Below are 17,268 nucleotides of genomic sequence, written 5' to 3'. Positions count from 1 at the left end.
GATTCGTTGCATATTCTAAGGAAAATATATGTTTCTCGCAATTCTAATGAACGCATTAAAATATATCAGAGTAATGGAGAGAACATTATTATTAGAGTGGAGAATCATCATACACCTATTTATTTATCTATATATGCTGAAGAAGTGCAGGTGTGCGGAAAGAGTATAGAGGAAGGTGAAATGATAATTTATATTAACAAAATACTAAGAGATACTATATATAGAATTGAGATAGAGAGTATAAAAGAGAGGGAGTTTTTAAGCTTTCTAGAAGTGAGACAAAAATAAGTAAAAAAGATGATTAACTTAATAGTTATCATCTTTTTTTGCTGTAGGAGGAAAAAATATGGATGTAGATGTAATTCAGACATTAGTAAGCAGTTTGGGGTTTCCTATTACGATGGTAGGAGCGTGTGGCTTATTTATATGGAAAATGTATCAAGCCCAGTTGAATGATAAAGAGAGACTCTATACAGAGTTAGGTAAGGCAAATGCAGCAAATGAGAAGTTTGCAGAGATCATTAGTACATATACAGTAAAGTTAGAATCTATCGAAAGCAAAGTAGATAAAATTCAAGATAAGGTAGGTGCGTAATAATGAAAATATCTAAAGTAGGCATTAATTTAATTAAAGAGTTTGAAGGGTGCCAATTAAAAGCATATAAATGTCCAGCTGGAGTGTGGACTATAGGCATAGGTCATACAGGTACAGTGGATGGTAAACAAATATGTGTAGGGATGACTATTACACAAGAAAAAGCAGAACAGTTGTTAAGGGAATGTCTTGAAAAAAGATATGAGCCACCTGTTAGAAAATTCTCAGGTTTAAATCAAAATCAATACGATGCATTAGTAAGTTTTTGTTATAACTTAGGGCCAGGTATTTTTAAAGGGAATTTGTTAAATGCTATAAATGCTAAAGATTGGAATGATGTAGCTATACAGATAAGGCTTTATAATAAAGCGCGTGTAAATGGTGTACTTACAGAACTAAAAGGATTAACACGAAGAAGAGATGCAGAGGCTGAATTATTTTTAAAGCCGGTAATAGAAGATGAAGAACTTAAAAAAGCAGTAACTAAAATTATTGATAGTGGAGTGCAGATAAATGATGCAAGTTGGAATAGATTAGATAGGATTAATTTAAAGAATGTACCAGCGTTGTTAAATAAGTTAGGTGGAATAGATAGCTTAGTTGAAGGGAAAGTTATTTCAAATGATGGAGTATGGAGAAGTGGTAACTATACAAAAGAAAATGTAAGAAGTTTATTAATTAAATATGCGAGTAAAGTAGGCTAGGACTTCGGTTCTAGCCTTTATTTTTTGCCTAAAATTCCCAAGTCTTAAGGTGTAGCAAAATACGATTTGCGATGTTACGCCTTTTGCTACACCTTTTGCTACACATCAAACCGTTGACTATCAAGGTTTTGCTTAATACTGTAACATTTGTAACATAAAAATACCTATAAAGTATAAAATATATAAATATAATATATAGGGGTATAGGGGTAAGAGTATACATATAAAAATAATATTATATGGAAAAAGCTCTGATTTTGTTACATTTAGGTTTTAAGATGTCTTAAAGCCTTGATACATAAGGGGTGAGAGGTGTAACGGTAAGTGTAGCAAAGTTGCTACAAAAAGCCTTAAATATTGAATAGGATTAGGATTTACAAATAAAATAACATTCGATATAATTTAAATGAGCATGTGAGCCCTAAATTAGATGTGTAATCTAATCAAATACCTCTCTTAGGGATTATTTATAATCCATATGGTAATGAGATAACGCCATATTCCTGCTTGGGGACTTAAAACTACAAGAGCTGCCTGATTACTGGCGTAAGTAATCTGTTATCTTAAAACATAGCTATTTAGTAGTACCTAAAATAAAAAGCCACTTTCTTAATTGAAGGTGGCTTTTGTAGTTAGATATGCTTGAAAAACAGATGAACATAAGTATAATATTATTGATAATAAATATTTCTTAATAATATTATGGAGAGTAATATAATGGAAAAAGTGGCAGAGCAGATAAAAAAAGATTTGAATAGTAGTGAGCTTGTTGAAAAATTTAAGAAGATTGCATTAGAAAGAGGAATTAAATATAGAAGTATAGAGTTTCAAGATGTAGAGATTGAAGAGAACAAAATTATTATAAAAATTAAAACTATGTAGATATTTTATTTTATAAAAAAAGAGTAGCCACATCTGGAAAGGCTACTCTTTTTTTGTGTCTTATTCAATTATATTATCTAGGATAACAAGCTATTAAGGTTCATAAAAAAAGATAACGTGCAGTGTATTGAAGTTTAATTTTATTCAATAGCTTGTTAGTTAAATATTATCATAGAATGATATAAAAATAAATAATTTGTTGTAAACAGCGAAAATATTGTAACGAATAAAAAGGTAACCTTAAAAGGCTACCTTTTTACATCATCAGAAAGATTAAAAATAACATGAAATTAAAGACAAAAATAATATATCATTCTCAAAGAGAAAAAGCAACCCACCTTAAAAGTAGATTGCTTTTTCTTGTCAGACAAATACTAGAATCCAAAGCACATAAGTGCCAAACAGAACAATTTTAGTATACTATCGTATAAAGCAAAAAGCAACCCACTTCAAGAGTAGATTGCTTTTTGTCACCTAATTGATTTTATACAAACTGGAAAGGACTGTACTGATTAAAGTACAAAAATAATATATCATAGCATAAATTAAAAAGCAACTTGACGTTAATCAAGTTGCTAGTGAAAAGATAATTAGGTTGATAATATATCAATGAGAGGTGTTACAGTATACAAGTAAATAATAATATAACATTGTATAATTGTCAATATATAATGTATTATGTAATAAAATAACGAAATATAAAGAAAAATATTGAAAAATAATATATGTTATGTTTTAATATAGATGGGGGAGCAAGGGTTACATAATAGATATTCACTGAGTAAAAAAGTATGATTGAGCGAAAATGGACTAGTTGGGGGACTAGTCTATTTTTGTTGTTATATAGAGATTTTGAAATAAAAAAACAGCACCTATTTTTCAATAGATGCCATTTTGCATGATAACAATAAACGAAGTGTAGGGATATTATAGTATTATTTTAGGTAGAGGTTCAAGTGGTAGGGTATGGGTAGTTATTAAGATTAAGTTGTCCAATAATTATTTGGACAAAATTTGGACAAATAGATATGAAAAATATGATAAAAACAAAGAATAGTCCACTCTCAAAACATAAGATAAACTATTGTAAATACTAGTGTTTATAAGATATGAAAATTCAAAACAACCTTACACACCACGTTGAAACGATAATAATGATGACAAAGGCTTAAAAGCCAGTAACCATGCGGGTTTTAGCCGCTTTTTAACAGTATTTTTTAAGCCTCAAAAAACAGCTAAAATATAGATGACATAGGGTATTGAAACAGATATTACGCTAAAACTGAATGGAAAGCAAAGAAAATAGGCAGTGGATAATGCATAAAAATCCACTGCTTATTTTTTATGCCTAAAAATATATGAGAGGAGTTTTTGAAATGTCAAGATATTTTTTTTACGGCACAAAACTTTCTGAGTTTGAGCAAATGATGATGTTAGTGCCAAATTTTAAACCAAGGAGGAAAGGGGTGATTGTTATAGGAAGCACACAGATTTTGAATGAAGATATCAGTAACCAGTTTGCAGATAAAACATACAAACAATTATTAGAAAGCAATTTTTCAAAGTTTAACAACCGCAAATTAGATCAACGTTTGCAAAAAATGATGGGTGGCTGGGAGGAGAATTGTTTTCTAACACCATCTCATAGGCACAGATTTTTGAGATATTATCGAGAAACATTCTCCAATCAAAGTTGTGCAGCACTGTATCTGCTGAGTGCAGATGAAATCTTATGGTATCGTGCTTACGGTCATATTTTAACAGATGAGATTTCAGTGAAGAATATTCCGCTTCAAGGAATTAGTACAGACGGATATGCCCTATACCAAACAGCAAAGACAATTACCACAGGGAAAAAACATATATATATCAATGAAATCGCCGATGATAAACTCATTGGCGATTTTGCATTTAGGGCAATTATCGTTGGTATACTAATTGCCCGATATGGACATGAAATCTTGAATTTCGGGCAGGAAAAAAAGAGCCTATGTATAAAATAGCTTTATCTTTCCTACTTTGTATAGTTCACTAAGCTGACGTTACAAATCAGTACATAGCATATGCAAGTTACAATGAGTCACTTCGAAAAATGAGGTGCCTCATTTTTATGCCCGAAATCAAAAAGGAGGAACAGAAATTGAATATTAGAATCAAAACTCAGAACAGTACTACAGGGTTTACGATACCTTGTACAGAAAAACAAATCGACAAGCTTTGTGAGGTTCTTGGTATCCCCAATAACAGTCAAACAGTGGTAACAGTGGACAGTGTATATGGATGACAGAGCCAATTCCTTGCTCAAAGATAAGACAGTAAACCTTGATAAGCTAAACTACCTTGCCAAAAGGCTTGACAGCTTCGACACAAAGGAAATGACCACATTTTATGCAGTGGCTTACGGCGAAAAGCTTGATAACATCGACAGCCTCATCAATCTCACTTTTAACACCCACTGTGCCAGCGTTGTGAGCGATTTTAGCAACCTTGAATCCATCGGTAAGGATATGTACCTCAACGAACAAGGAGCAACAACCATAGAGGAATTAGAGCGACTAGATGGCGAAAGCTACTTCAAAAAAGTGCTTGTCGATAACCAAAGTCCCATGGTGACTCCCTACGGAATTGTTTATCGCAATAAAAACCAATATGAACAGGTGTTTGATGGTGTCCATTTCCCAGAGTATCACTGGAAAGAGAACTTTGGAACGGCAACGATTCACTATAATGGAGAGCAGGAGTACCTCTACTTCCCCTTTGAAGAAACAGAACTGAAAAAGGCACTGGAACGACTTGGTGCAGAGGATATCAAAGGCTGTGAAATAGAGCTTGACTGTGAAATTCTTACTCATAAAATCCTTGCTTCCATTACTGAGGGCGAACCTGTCCAAGAAAAGATGCAAAATATCATAGCCTTTTCCAAGCGGTTTAATGAAATAGGCATCCGAGAGAAACCCCATCTAGACTTCCTCGTGGAACACTTAAATCCTAAGACAGAAAAAGATTTAAATATCATCATGGACAGTATGTACGAGTTTGAAGTCTTCCATGGCATTCGCTCTGCTGAAGAATATGGCAGATATATGATCTGTGACAGTGGTCACTTCGAGTATGATGATAATCTCTTTGACTATATCAATTTTGAAAAATACGGTGCGCATAGACTTGCGATAGAAAACGGAGCGTTTGTAGATGATGGCTATATTCTCTACCACGGCTATAACATGGAGCTTGGTGAGATGCTTGAGGAAATCGGCATAGAAGTTGAACCACAAGAAACTCATGTCCTCAAGCTGTATATGCCACTCAAAGGCAGCACCTACTATGATGAAAATGATTATGGTGACCTTTATCAAACGGATTATGAGATGGAGGTGTATCCCGAAGAACTTGCCGAATATGAGGATGCAATTTCAGAAGCTTTAGAGAAGAACAGCCTCCCCGAGGAAAAAGAACGAGGGTTAATGAAATACTATGATAGCGCAGACTCGGTCAATGCCAAGGTAAAGCGCTATGATTTCTCAGTAGAAAATGTAGGCGGCAAGCTGATGGGTGTTGCCACCTTACAACTGAATACACCCCTTGATGATAATGAGCTTGAAAAGATAAAGTGGGAGATTTCAGGACAAGCCAGTGACGGCTGGGGCGAAGGGTTTGAGCAACGAGAAATTAACTGCAATGGAAAAGAGATTTATGTGAGCTTTTGGCAGAGCAAAAATTGGAGCTTACAGACTGCCGAGGAACTTGGTATTGATACTCCAAAGCAAGAATTAACCATGGGTGGTATGTAGAATGAGATATTTTCTATGAAAGAACATATAGGAAATTACAATATGTGCATTTATGAAAGGAGAAAAAATTAATATGATTAGTGAAAAGCAGTTAGCGGAACTTAGCCAAAACTATGATCGTGCATATGGATATGTATATAAAGATGACGGGCGAAGTGAATATTGCTTTGAAAATAAGCCAGAGTATTTAGCATCCTTTATTATGATGCACCCAAAGGCACATAAAATTATCATTACAGATTCCTTAGATTGTTTGATCCTCAATACGATTGGTACTTTTATTGACCTTTGCTCAAATCAAAATCTACTGCAAGAAATTCTTAAAACGTTGCTACCTATGCAACTGGAAGGTAGGAAACCATTGGATTTCCCTTGTGCTGATATGGAGGAGTTTAATGATTACTGCAATGCTAAGAAATTTGAAATGGAGATGAAATAGTTAAATAATCCTTATAAAATTTTAATGCTTTGTAATGAATGTAGAAAAAATGGAATAAAAAACAAAGTAAAAAATTGACCATGGGAGGTATATAGGATGAGAGTGCTCGTGCAAAATGCAGAACTACCGAATAAAAAGAACTGGTTTCACCTACCGATTGGGAAACCCGATGAACATATGGATGAAACACACCGTTTCATTCGTATCAGCAGAAAGCCAGGTGGATATTTGGCGTCACTTCTCATTGCCGATGTGGAAAGTGACATACCAAATCTTAAAATCTATGTCCAACTTAATACTTCTCTTGAAAAGCTTGACGGGTTATCGGTGGAGCTTTCCACAATGACAGAAAAAGAAAAACAGCAGTTTGCAGATAAATTGAATAAGGAAAAGCCCAAAGCCATAGAAGATATGATTACTTTTGCAAAGGAGATAACCACATCGACTATGGCTTTTTGCATGAATGGAGGAATGTAAAATGCGTGGATTCCCCACACAGAAACAGGTAGAAAGAATCAAAGAGATGTACCCAATTGGAACAGTGATAGAGCTGACTGCAGATATGGATGATCCATACGCCCCAATAGGAAAAGGTGTGCAAGGTGAAGTGGTCGGTGTTGATGATGCTGGAACCTTGCACATGAAGTGGCAGAATGGTCGCAGCCTTGGTGTTGTGGTTGGTGAGGACAGCTTCAAGGTAATTTCTAAGCCAGATGAACAGCAGATGGAACACTTAAATATGGAGATGGGAGGAATGAGCATATGAGAGTATTAAAGGCACAGGTATACAATGCAGAGAACGAAGCTTATGCAGATATTGAACTCCCTGCGAGCTATGAGGAATTACAGGACATCTTACAGATGGTGAACGGCAGTAACGAAAATTGTGTAGCAGATATCCAAAGTTTTCTTGATGACTTTAACTCCTTTGAGGGTAAGATGATACAGCCTTCCAGCCTATATGAACTAAACTACTTTGCCACCTTGGTAGACAAAATGGACGATTATCAAAAACAGCAGTTCGCAGGTCTTGTGGGCATGGAAAGCTCGGAATATCCTGAGATGAAAGAAATCATTAACCTTGCATACAACGCTCCTGTTCTCGACTGCTACCATTCACCCGCCACTTCTGATAAGGAATTAGGTGAGTTCTGTATTGACAATGAACTGCTTCCACAGCTTGCAGAGTTAGACAACCTTCCCGATGAACAGTATAAATGGGTATGTGACCACTTAGATGAAGAAAAAATCGGCAGAGAAATGCGTGAGCAAGAAAAAGGCATCTTCACTTCTGCCGGATACTTTGTAAAGAATGAGGAAATCAAACAGCTTTATGATGGAAACCCTATCCTCCCCAAACCTTGTGATTATATCTTCCGACTAGAGCTGGCCCTCATTCCCGAGGGCGACGAACCAAACTACCAAAACACACTTAGTTTAAAGTTACCCGCAAGTGTAGCAGATGTGCAAAGAGCGTTGGAGGAAATTGGTGCAAAAAGTATGGATGACTGTTGCTTCTATGGTTACGAAAGCGTGGTAGTGCCACAGCTTGCCGACTGCTATGGCGACAATGAGGACTTTCATGTACTTAATCATCTTGCTGATAAAATCAACAGATTTAATGGAGATGAGCTTGCAAAGTATAAGGCAATGCTTGAAATCGTGAAATGTAAGAATATTGATACTGCAGTCTCTGTCTATGAAAAAATGATGGATTTCACCCTTGACCGAAACTGTGTAACCGCATCTGATTATGCGGATAAGGTGTTGGAATCTTTTGACCTACCGCTTAAGGAGCAACTTGGCTTCTACTTATCAAAAGATGGATACGGCAAAGAACTGACGAAACATAATGGAGTAGACAAAACTTCATACGGAATGTTAATCCCCAATCACGGGATCAAGCTTTCCGAACAAATGCAATCTCAAACCGAAGGTATGGAAATGAATATGTCCATGTAAGCAGAAAAAAGAAACGGCCGTCCTATTGGTGTAGAGCACCGATTTGGCGGTCTTTTTTTATTTTCACAGAAAGGAAGATAAAAATGCATGAACTGAAGATTTTTGAAAATGAGGAATTTGGTCAGATACGAACAACACTTGACGAAAACGGAAATGTACTTTTTTGTGGCAGTGATGTTGCCAAGGCTTTGGGATACATGGATGCACCAAAAGCAATTAAGCTACATTGCAAAAAAGATGGGTGGGCAATTTACCCAGTCATCGATTCTATTGGCAGAACACAGCAAGCCAAATTTCTAAACGAAGGTAATGTTTATCGCTTAATTATCAAAAGTAAGTTGCCATCTGCTGAGAGATTTGAAAAGTGGGTATTTGAGGAAGTCCTGCCCTCTATCCGAAAGTATGGAGCATATGTCATAGCACCAAAACTTGAGGAGATTATTGCAAATCCCGAAAGCTTGGAGCTTCTACTAAAACAGCTTCTTACAGAAATGCAGAAAAACAATGAACTGGAGCAAAGGCTAACAGAACTTGTTCCCAAAGGTACTTACTATGACAAGCTTATCGAAACAGAAATGCTCACCAATTTTCGTACCACAGCAAACGAGCTTGGCATCAAGCCAATGGCATTTACTCAATTTCTGATTGATAACAAATATGTCTATCGAGATACACGCCAAAAGGTGCTGCCTTACCAACCCTATATCCATGACGGACTATTCGTCATTAAAGATTTTTGCAAAAATGGTTATCATGGACAGCAAACACTGATTACCGTATACGGAAAGCTGTACCTGTTAGAGGAATTACAAAAAGAAAAGCGCATTTAATGCCGATTGTTTGCTGTTGTTACAGCAGAGCAGTCGGTCTTTTTTTATGCCATTTTTCATCAGAGGGGGTGATGCAAATTGACAAAAAGTATTATTAGCTGGGTGGGTGGAAAAGCAAAGCTCATGTGGTTAATTAATCTCTTGGCACCACCTAGGTATGAGAGGAGTATAGATGTTTTCGGGGGCAGTGGAACGGTTACCTTAAACCTCGATTGCCCCCCAAGCACACTCAAGGTATACAATGACTTCAATGCCAACCTTGTAAACCTCATGCGCTGTGCCAGAGATAAACCCTTAGCACTCATGCGTGAAATCGGCTTTCTTACCTTAAACTCCCGAGATGACTTTGAGGTATTCAAAAAGTTCATTGAAAAAGAAGAATTCAACGAGCAAGATTTGAAACAGGAACTAAAACTGACCGAAATTATGATTTCCCCACCAACAGTAGAGGAAGCCAAGAAACTACTTTTAAAATCAGCAGAAGAAAAAGATGTGAAACGAGCAGCCATTTACTATAAGTTGCTCCGATACAGCTTTAATGCCAATGGCGAAACCTATGGTGGAAAGAAGTGTGATGTCCGCAGATTTTTTGTGGACATCTGGCGATTTAACCGTGCCTTTGCCGAAGTCACCATTGAAAACAAAGACTTTGAAAAACTCATCAAGCAGTATGACCGACCAAAAGCCTTTATCTACTGTGACCCACCATATTATGATGCCGAAGGGTTCTATGCAGTTATCTTCCCTAAAGAGGATCACATCAGATTGCACGATACCTTGGCAAAGGCAGAGGGATTTGTCATGGTCAGCTATAACAATGCACCTGAAATTGTGGAGCTGTATGGGGATTTCTTTATCTTCCACACCACAAGAGCCAACAGTATGTCCCATAAGGAGGGTGAAGTCTATGAAGAACTGATTATGACCAACTATGATCCACGGCCATATATTATGCAGAAAAACCATCAAATGAATCTCTTCTCATTCCTAAGTGTTTTGACAGAGGGAGATTATACACTCATTCATGAGCCACAACAGGCTTTGAAAAAATAAAAGATAATAGAAAGAGGTATGCATTATGAAAAACAATATGGAAAACAAAGGACTTCTTGTCACAAATGAAATGATTGAAAAGGCAAACTTGGGTGATGAAATCACTCTAACAGCTACCGACCACCTCATTCTCCTTACCAAGTCCAAAATAACGGCCATGGATTTAATTCAGACCATCGACTCCCTTGCTGAAATTACCCAGGCGTATTTGGAGATTTTGGAAAAGAACTGCGGTGGTTGTGAGGATTGTGGCCACTGTGAGGAATTGGAACGAGAAATCATTCAGTTGCCGGAATATCTCCTTGAAATCGCAGATATCCCTGTGGATGCAAAGCTCTGTGCCTATGTAGAGGAAGGCAATGGCGTTGTCCATGTAGAGCAGGCTGACTATGAACATGATATTGCCGATATTCCTCCCCATTTGCTTGCACTGTTTGAAAACTACGGTATCTGCATTGGGGAGTTGGATGCACTGCTTGTAAAGGGGGAACTTTTGCATGGATAAGAAATATGTATATCCTTACAGCATGAGCGAAGCCAAACGAAATGGCGAACTTACGCAGTACCGAGAATCCTTTCAGGAAAACATCCGCTGTGCAAAGGCAATACAAAATACCATCAGCAAGAACTTTGACGGGATGCATTTAGGCAAGGATGTTGCGAAAGAGGTGATTGCCGAGTTTGGCTATGACCGAGTGAACTTTGTTCTTGCAAATACGATGAAGGAACTAAAGCACGATGGCAGATTTTCTCGTGAAAACAAGGAATGGGCAAAGGGTATCTATATCCCCAAAAACAAGGTGAACGGCATCAATATGAATGCTGAATTTGTGGTGACAAGCCACCCTGCCGTCCTTGATGGTTTTGTAAACCAAGCAAGAAAAGAATATCAAGATTTGGAGCTATGGGATCATACCCACTGCAATGATAAGACACACCTTGACTTTGTCGGTAAGGTCATGGTGTTAGATCCCACTTATCTAAAAGATGAGTACAAAACACCTCGTGATCAGCTTATTCTCTGTGAGGGTGGTTTCGGCTGCAGTCCAACCGCAAGTGGAAGAAAGGTGTTTGGCAGATTTCTCTCTGACGGAGAAAAATGCCAATATGACCGCTCAGACTTTATCGGTGAGTTAAAGGAGGAACTTCTCCCACAGTGGGCAAGAGAAAAAATACAGGAGATGACCGAGCAGAAGCAGTCCTCTCCTGATATAGGAGGGATGCATATGCAGTAAGGAGGAAATCATGGAGAGCATTAAACTCAAAAACAGCATCATCCACTATTATGGCAGCCCATCTGGATATCTAAAAGACGGCAAAGCTACAGTAGACACCATGTTTGAATGTGAGGAACTGAAAGACTGGTGTAAAAACAGACAGTATGCTGTTACCTTTGCCGATGGTATCTTTGACAGGTTGGCGAGAAAGGAGAATTTATTGGATTCACAAGAAAATGAAATATCCTTAAAGAATGTCCGAATTTGGCAGCTAAATGCCGATTCGGACTTTTCTATGCGCTTTATTTCCTTTGATGAATTCGAGAAAAAGTTTGGTGAGCCATCTAAGGATCACTATGGTGTTATCTATGACGGTAATCTCTCCACCAACAATCTCGATGAAATCTATGAGATTTGCAACCTGAACCATCCCACAGGCTACAAGGGACATTCCCTATCCATGTCAGATGTAGTGGAGCTGTATGACGAGAATGGCAGTGAGTTTCACTATGTAGATCGGTTTGGGTTTCAGCAAATCGACTTTGAACCGTCAGAGCAAACACAGGGCTTTGAGATGAAAAAGGAATTGTAAGAACGGAGGTCTTAAATGAAGCAGAATAACAATTTGAATTTTGATGTAAGAGTCAACACCATCGAAAACGGTGGCAATGTCAAGGCATATGCTTCGGTGAATATCGGCGGAGCATATGCCATTAAAAATCTTCGCATCATCGAAGGTAGCAAAGGAATTTTTGTGGCAATGCCCAGCGTGAAAAACCACAAGGGTGAGTATGATGATATTTTCTTTCCCATCACCAAAGAGAGCCGTACAGCCCTTAACGATTCGGTGATTGCTGCCTATGAGAAAAAACTGGAAATGTCAGACAATCATACACAGGAGCAAAAAGATGCTCCCGAATTATCCATGTAACCCAAATCATCAATTAAAAAATATTGGAGGAAAATACTATGAAAATTTTTAAGAACATGATCGCTAAGGCTAAGAACATCACCAAGAAGGCTATAAAATTTGCAAATGAAACAGCTATCAAGGTCAGCACCTTTTTTGCGGCACAGAAGCACAAAATGCACCTAATACTGGCTAACAACAGCGGTGAAAATTACGTTGACTCGGCAGTGAAAATCCTTATCGCTGTGGTTTTGGGCGGTCTGCTCCTTGCCGGTCTTTATGCATTGTTCGGGGATGTGGTTATGCCTACGCTCAAGAGCAAAATTCAGGAAATGTTTAACTACGCAGGTTAATGGAGGCAGAGTATGAGAGAAAAACTGAAGAAATCAGCCTCTCTGCTCCTCATCCTTTGCCTTGTTCTCTCTGTTATCGGTGGCAGTGCCTATGCTGCCCACCGATACTTTGAGGATGCCAAAGGACACTGGGCGGAGGAAGCTATTCAAAAGCTAACAGAGCAAGGAGTCATTGCAGGATATCCCGATGGTCTTTGTCATCCCGATGAAATGATTACAAGGGCAGAATTTGCTACACTTCTTGCCAGAACCCTAGCAGAAAATGTACCTACAACAGAAAACAAGATGATATTTGCCGATATTAGCGGTCATTGGGCAGAGAGCAGTATCTGCTACCTTTTAGGAGAAAACATCATTGTACCCGAAGAATATGAAAACAATCACTTTGAACCAAACAAGCTGATTACCCGCTTAGAAATGGTAAAAATGATTGTTCGTGTTTTGGGTATGGATTGCCACAGTGAAGATTGTCTCTGTGATTTGGACTTTACAGATATCAGTTTCCTTGAAAAAGAGGATCAGCTATATCTCTGTATTGGTAATAAGCAGTTTATTATTAACGGCTACCCCGATGGCAGTGTCAAGCCAAATGATAATGCTACTCGAGGGGAAGCCTTTGAAATGCTTGTAAAAGAGGAAGAAGCCAAGGATAAACTGGAACAAGAACAGCAAAAACCGCCAGTTGTCAAGCCGGATGAAAAGCCATCTGGCGGTGGAAATGGCGGCGGTGGTTCTTCTTATGTCCCGGCTCCACAGTTCGCCTTTACCATTCCCGAAAACTGCTATGTGGGTGATGAATTGAAAATCGCCCCAACGAGCAAATATGTAAGCACTGTTTCTTGGAGTATCACTAAAGATGAACTTCCTGTGGAGCTTGCCAAATCCTTTGAGGGAGAACTCACCAAGGACGGTGGTACATTAAAGGCAAAGGAAGTTGGCAAGTATACCATCACTGCAACGGCAAAAAACAGTCGTGGCAAAGAAGTTATCCATAGCCAAACCGTAACTATCTATCCCGTGGTTGGAATTAACTTCACCTTGCCCGAAACAGCCCATACCGACACAAGCATTGCATTGGATTTGAAAACCGAGAATCTAAGTGCGTACCCCGTTGTCTGGACCGTAACAAAGAATGGTGAAACCGCTGACCTTGCCAAAGTCATTACAGGCAGTCTTGGCAATACAGGTGGCACTATTCAGTTTAAAGAGCATGGCAGCTATACCCTAACGGCTGCCATCACCGATAGCCTTGGAAAGGTGTCCGCTGTTTCCCAAAGCATTGTGGTCTATCCTGTGGTGGAAGTAAAGCTAACACTGCCGAATCTTTCTCATACGGATAAAACGGTCATTTTACAGACAGAGAGCAAGAATGCCGAGGGTTTGACAGCCGATTGGGTACTGACAAAGGATGGTGCTCCTGTGGGGCTTGAAAGCCAGATTGAGGGCAATGTGAGCCTTGCAGACAGCAATATCCGTTTCAAAGAAAAAGGAGTTTATCAGCTGACAATTACCCTGACAGATAAGACCGGCAGAGCCTTTGCCGATACTGCAAAAATCACTGTCTATCCTGTGGGTGTTGTTGGATTTTATCTTCCCTCTATTTTGCATACCGATGATACTGTAAAGGTAGAAACAACCCTTACGGAAATCGGTGAGAAACAAGCTGTTTGGACTGTTTTTAAAAATGGCACAGAGGTATCCTTGGAAAACTGTATCAGTGGAACACTCACCAATAATGGTGGCAATATCCGTTTTAAAGACAAAGGCGAATATATGCTGAAGTGTTCCTTTACCGATGAGGGTGGCAGAAAGTATGCCTACGAACAAGCGGTCAAGGTGTATCCCGTACCAACGGTTACCTATACACAGCCAAAGCTCATTCATACCGATACCGAGGTGGAAATCAACACTACTACCACAGACTTAGATGACTTGACCTTGGAGTGGCTTGTGGACAACACCTTTGGGTATCAGGACTGGAACACCTTCGTAACAGGAAAGCTCCATAACGAGGGTGGCAGTATCCACTTTAAAAGGGTAGGCATTTATGAGCTTGTAGCAAGAATCACCGATGAAACAGGCAGAGTATTCCTCTTTGAACCTAAGAACAAAACAGAGGTGCTTCCTGTACTCGCCCTTGGTTTTACACTTCCCGAAATCGCCTATACCGATACGCAAATCAACATCAGAACCAGCGGTCATAACAATACCTTGCCCGTAGAGTGGACACTTACCAAGGATGGAAAAGAAGTATATGTCGTACAGGCTCTTGATGGAACACTAAATAAGCTGGGTGGCAAAGTCACTTTCAAGGAGCATGGTAACTATGTTCTAACTGCTACCATGACGGATCTGCTTGGCAGAAGTTATGCCCACAGCGAAAGCATCACCATTATGCCTATTTTTGACTTTGCTTTCACCATGCCAGTAGAAGTTCATTACGGTACAGAGTTTGCTGTAACCGTAGAAAAGGCAGAACATATGGAAAATGCGGCGGTAGCATGGACACTTACAAAAGATGATGTGCCGGCTAATTACACAGGAACACTTACCAAAAGTGGTGGCACAATCGCTGTGGCTGATACAGGCACTTTCACGCTAACCTCTGTTGCTACGGATCGTTTAGGACGAGAAAGCCGTCACAGTCAAAAAGTCAGCATTACCAATACCGCACCTATGGTAACAAGCATAACGGCAACCCCTACAAGAACAGTAAAAGATGGTAAGTTCTTTGTGAATATCACAGCAACAGCCAATGACACAGATGGAGATACCACTACCTTGGAGTGGGAAAATAGAACCGCAGATGACTATTACGCTGTAGGTACCCATACCATTAGAGTCCGTGCCAAAGACATTGCAGGAGCATACAGTGAATGGTCGGAAAAGACCTTTACCATCCAAAATTCTGCACCTACTGTTACATTGACGGCAACCCCTACCAGAACAGTGAAAAATGGTAAGTTCCTTGTGAGTATCACTGCAACAGCCAATGACACAGATGGAGATATCACTACTTTGGAGTGGGAAAATAGAACCGCAGATGACTATTACGCTGTAGGTACCCATACCATCAGAGTCCGTGCCAAGGATGTTGCAGGAGCATACAGTGAATGGTCGGAAAAGACCTTTACCATCCAAAGCTTCGCACCTACTGTTACATTGACGGTAACCCCTACCAGAACAGTGAAAAATGGCAAGTTTCTTGTGAATATCACAGCAACAGCCAATGACACAGATGGAGATACCACCACCTTGGAGTGGGAAAACAAAGTAGCAGATAACTACTATGCCGTAGGTACCTATACCATCAGAGTCCGTGCCAAGGACAGTACAGGCTTATATTCCGATTGGGTAAGTAAAACCTTTACCATCCAAAGTTCTGCCCCAACACGACCTGTCATTGCTCGAACACCAAATAGCAACAGCGTTGCACCGGGAACAGCAGTTACCATTACCGCTGAAAGCACCGATGCCGATGGAGATGCTATCACCTATGTATGGGAAAATCGCCCAAATGAAAGCCATGTGTATTCACTTGGCAAAAATGTGGTGCGAGTAAAGGCTGTCGATGCAACCGGTGCAGAATCTCCTTGGGCAGCCATTGTGTTCTTTGTGGCTGACTCAAACGGCAGTGGTGGTATGACGCTGACAGGTCCCGACTCTACTATTTTAGAAAACGGCATTGAGGGAGCAACCATTACCAAATACACTTTTACCGTGCCGCCTGTCAGTGGACACAGCGGAAATGACTATGGCAGAGTTCGTGGCTACAATGTATTGACCAAGCAATGGGATCAGCTTGATTATGGAACAACAAGCAATGGTATTTCCTTTGAAAGAAACCTAAACAGTAGGCTGTATTCCAAATTGGAGTTTTACTATTACACCAACCACAACTGTATGTACAACAAATCCAATATCACGTACAGTGTGGAATATTTCTTTGAGTAATGGTTGTGGAGGTAGCTGTTCAAGCAGCTCTGCTCACCATCTTACTCATTTATGCCGCCATAAGAGATGTGAAAACAAGAGAAATATCTCCCTATCTTTGCATGGGAGTGGCACTGTTATCTTTGCTTGACTTTCAAGCAGAAAATCTCTTAGGGCTTGGCATTCCCCTCATTCTATGGCTAGCAGCAACCTATATCTGCCCCGAAAAATTAGGTGGTGGAGATATTAAATTAACCGCATCTGTCAGTCTTGTCATCGGCTTTCCCGCCACAGCCTATGGCATTATCATCACATTTTCTATTGTGGTGCTTATCTATTTTTCCCTTAGACCATTCTCTCAAAAGCAAGAGGTAAGGAATCTGTCCTTGCCTCTTGCTCCTTTCTTGGCGGTAGGGTTTTTAATCACATACTTTATGAAAATAGGAGGCTATATCTTATGAGAAAACTGAACAATAAAAAAGGCTTCACAGCGGTTTCTATCCTTGTACCTGTAGTGACCATTCTTGCTTTTGTACCGAAAATGGTCAAAGAGCATCGCAGAAGAAAAAACACATCGGCATCAATTTAAGGAGGAACAT

General features: G+C 39.3%; 20 protein-coding genes. All 20 read left to right on the top strand.

Translation table 11 applies throughout. The features are described from left to right. Positions 1-346 precede the first annotated feature (346 nt). Complete coding sequence (locus PBV87_RS08020) at positions 347-595, top strand: hypothetical protein (protein ID WP_271011806.1); 249 nt, start codon at positions 347-349, stop codon at positions 593-595. Positions 596-597: 2 nt separating this feature from the next. Continuing rightward, positions 598-1,299, top strand: coding sequence for a lysozyme (locus PBV87_RS08015; protein ID WP_271011805.1), 702 nt, complete (start codon positions 598-600; stop codon positions 1,297-1,299). Between the two features lie 717 nt (positions 1,300-2,016). Beyond that, positions 2,017-2,181 carry a hypothetical protein gene (locus PBV87_RS08010; protein ID WP_271011804.1) on the top strand — a complete coding sequence of 55 codons (165 nt, stop codon included), beginning with the start codon at positions 2,017-2,019 and terminating at the stop codon, positions 2,179-2,181. 1,376 nt (positions 2,182-3,557) lie between these two features. Continuing rightward, positions 3,558-4,184: a hypothetical protein gene (locus tag PBV87_RS08005; protein WP_271011803.1), complete on the top strand. Its 627-nt coding sequence runs from the start codon at positions 3,558-3,560 to the stop codon at positions 4,182-4,184. A gap of 137 nt (positions 4,185-4,321) precedes the next feature. Further along, positions 4,322-4,465, top strand: coding sequence for a hypothetical protein (locus tag PBV87_RS08000; protein ID WP_271011802.1), 144 nt, complete (start codon positions 4,322-4,324; stop codon positions 4,463-4,465). Beyond that, positions 4,458-5,972, top strand: a complete 1,515-nt coding sequence (locus PBV87_RS07995; protein ID WP_271011801.1) for an antirestriction protein ArdA — start codon at positions 4,458-4,460, stop codon at positions 5,970-5,972. Before PBV87_RS08000 ends, PBV87_RS07995 begins: the two co-directional genes overlap by 8 nt. A 52-nt stretch (positions 5,973-6,024) precedes the next feature. After that, the gene (locus tag PBV87_RS07990; RefSeq protein ID WP_271011800.1) at positions 6,025-6,411 is read left to right on the top strand and encodes a resolvase; all 387 of its coding nucleotides are present in this window, start codon (positions 6,025-6,027) and stop codon (positions 6,409-6,411) included. A 108-nt stretch (positions 6,412-6,519) separates the two neighbouring features. Next, on the top strand, positions 6,520-6,888 hold the full coding sequence (locus PBV87_RS07985) for a hypothetical protein (RefSeq protein ID WP_271011799.1): 369 nt from the start codon (positions 6,520-6,522) through the stop codon (positions 6,886-6,888). Beyond that, positions 6,875-7,177, top strand: a complete 303-nt coding sequence (locus tag PBV87_RS07980; RefSeq protein WP_271011798.1) for a DUF4314 domain-containing protein — start codon at positions 6,875-6,877, stop codon at positions 7,175-7,177. Before PBV87_RS07985 ends, PBV87_RS07980 begins: the two co-directional genes overlap by 14 nt. After that, positions 7,174-8,373, top strand: coding sequence for an antirestriction protein ArdA (locus PBV87_RS07975; RefSeq protein ID WP_271011797.1), 1,200 nt, complete (start codon positions 7,174-7,176; stop codon positions 8,371-8,373). Before PBV87_RS07980 ends, PBV87_RS07975 begins: the two co-directional genes overlap by 4 nt. Before the next feature lie 83 nt (positions 8,374-8,456). Continuing rightward, positions 8,457-9,203, top strand: coding sequence for a BRO family protein (locus PBV87_RS07970; RefSeq protein ID WP_271011796.1), 747 nt, complete (start codon positions 8,457-8,459; stop codon positions 9,201-9,203). Between the two features lie 78 nt (positions 9,204-9,281). After that, a complete protein-coding gene (locus PBV87_RS07965; protein WP_271011795.1) occupies positions 9,282-10,256 on the top strand; it encodes a DNA adenine methylase in 975 nt (324 codons plus the stop codon). A gap of 25 nt (positions 10,257-10,281) precedes the next feature. After that, a complete protein-coding gene (locus PBV87_RS07960) occupies positions 10,282-10,761 on the top strand; it encodes a hypothetical protein (RefSeq protein WP_271011794.1) in 480 nt (159 codons plus the stop codon). Then, positions 10,754-11,491 (top strand): DUF3849 domain-containing protein, encoded by a 738-nt coding sequence (locus PBV87_RS07955; protein ID WP_271011793.1) that lies wholly within the window; start codon positions 10,754-10,756, stop codon positions 11,489-11,491. Before PBV87_RS07960 ends, PBV87_RS07955 begins: the two co-directional genes overlap by 8 nt. A gap of 10 nt (positions 11,492-11,501) precedes the next feature. Beyond that, positions 11,502-12,065: a YodL domain-containing protein gene (locus PBV87_RS07950; protein WP_271011792.1), complete on the top strand. Its 564-nt coding sequence runs from the start codon at positions 11,502-11,504 to the stop codon at positions 12,063-12,065. A gap of 15 nt (positions 12,066-12,080) precedes the next feature. Further along, positions 12,081-12,404 (top strand): SpoVG family protein, encoded by a 324-nt coding sequence (locus PBV87_RS07945; protein ID WP_271011791.1) that lies wholly within the window; start codon positions 12,081-12,083, stop codon positions 12,402-12,404. Between the two features lie 38 nt (positions 12,405-12,442). Next, entirely contained in the window at positions 12,443-12,736 is a 294-nt protein-coding gene (locus tag PBV87_RS07940) for a DUF6133 family protein (RefSeq protein WP_271011790.1), read from the top strand. A 12-nt stretch (positions 12,737-12,748) separates the two neighbouring features. Then, positions 12,749-16,690, top strand: coding sequence for an S-layer homology domain-containing protein (locus PBV87_RS07935; protein WP_271011789.1), 3,942 nt, complete (start codon positions 12,749-12,751; stop codon positions 16,688-16,690). A gap of 5 nt (positions 16,691-16,695) precedes the next feature. Next, positions 16,696-17,130: a prepilin peptidase gene (locus PBV87_RS07930; protein ID WP_271011788.1), complete on the top strand. Its 435-nt coding sequence runs from the start codon at positions 16,696-16,698 to the stop codon at positions 17,128-17,130. After that, the gene (locus tag PBV87_RS07925; RefSeq protein WP_271011787.1) at positions 17,127-17,258 is read left to right on the top strand and encodes a hypothetical protein; all 132 of its coding nucleotides are present in this window, start codon (positions 17,127-17,129) and stop codon (positions 17,256-17,258) included. The genes PBV87_RS07930 and PBV87_RS07925 overlap by 4 nt, the downstream gene beginning before the upstream one ends. Positions 17,259-17,268: the final 10 nt, after the last annotated feature.

This window comes from Holtiella tumoricola (assembly GCF_027857615.1).
In the GTDB taxonomy this organism is placed as follows: Bacteria; Bacillota; Clostridia; order Lachnospirales; family Cellulosilyticaceae; genus Holtiella; species Holtiella tumoricola.
This window is presented reverse-complemented; position numbering and strand designations above follow the sequence as displayed.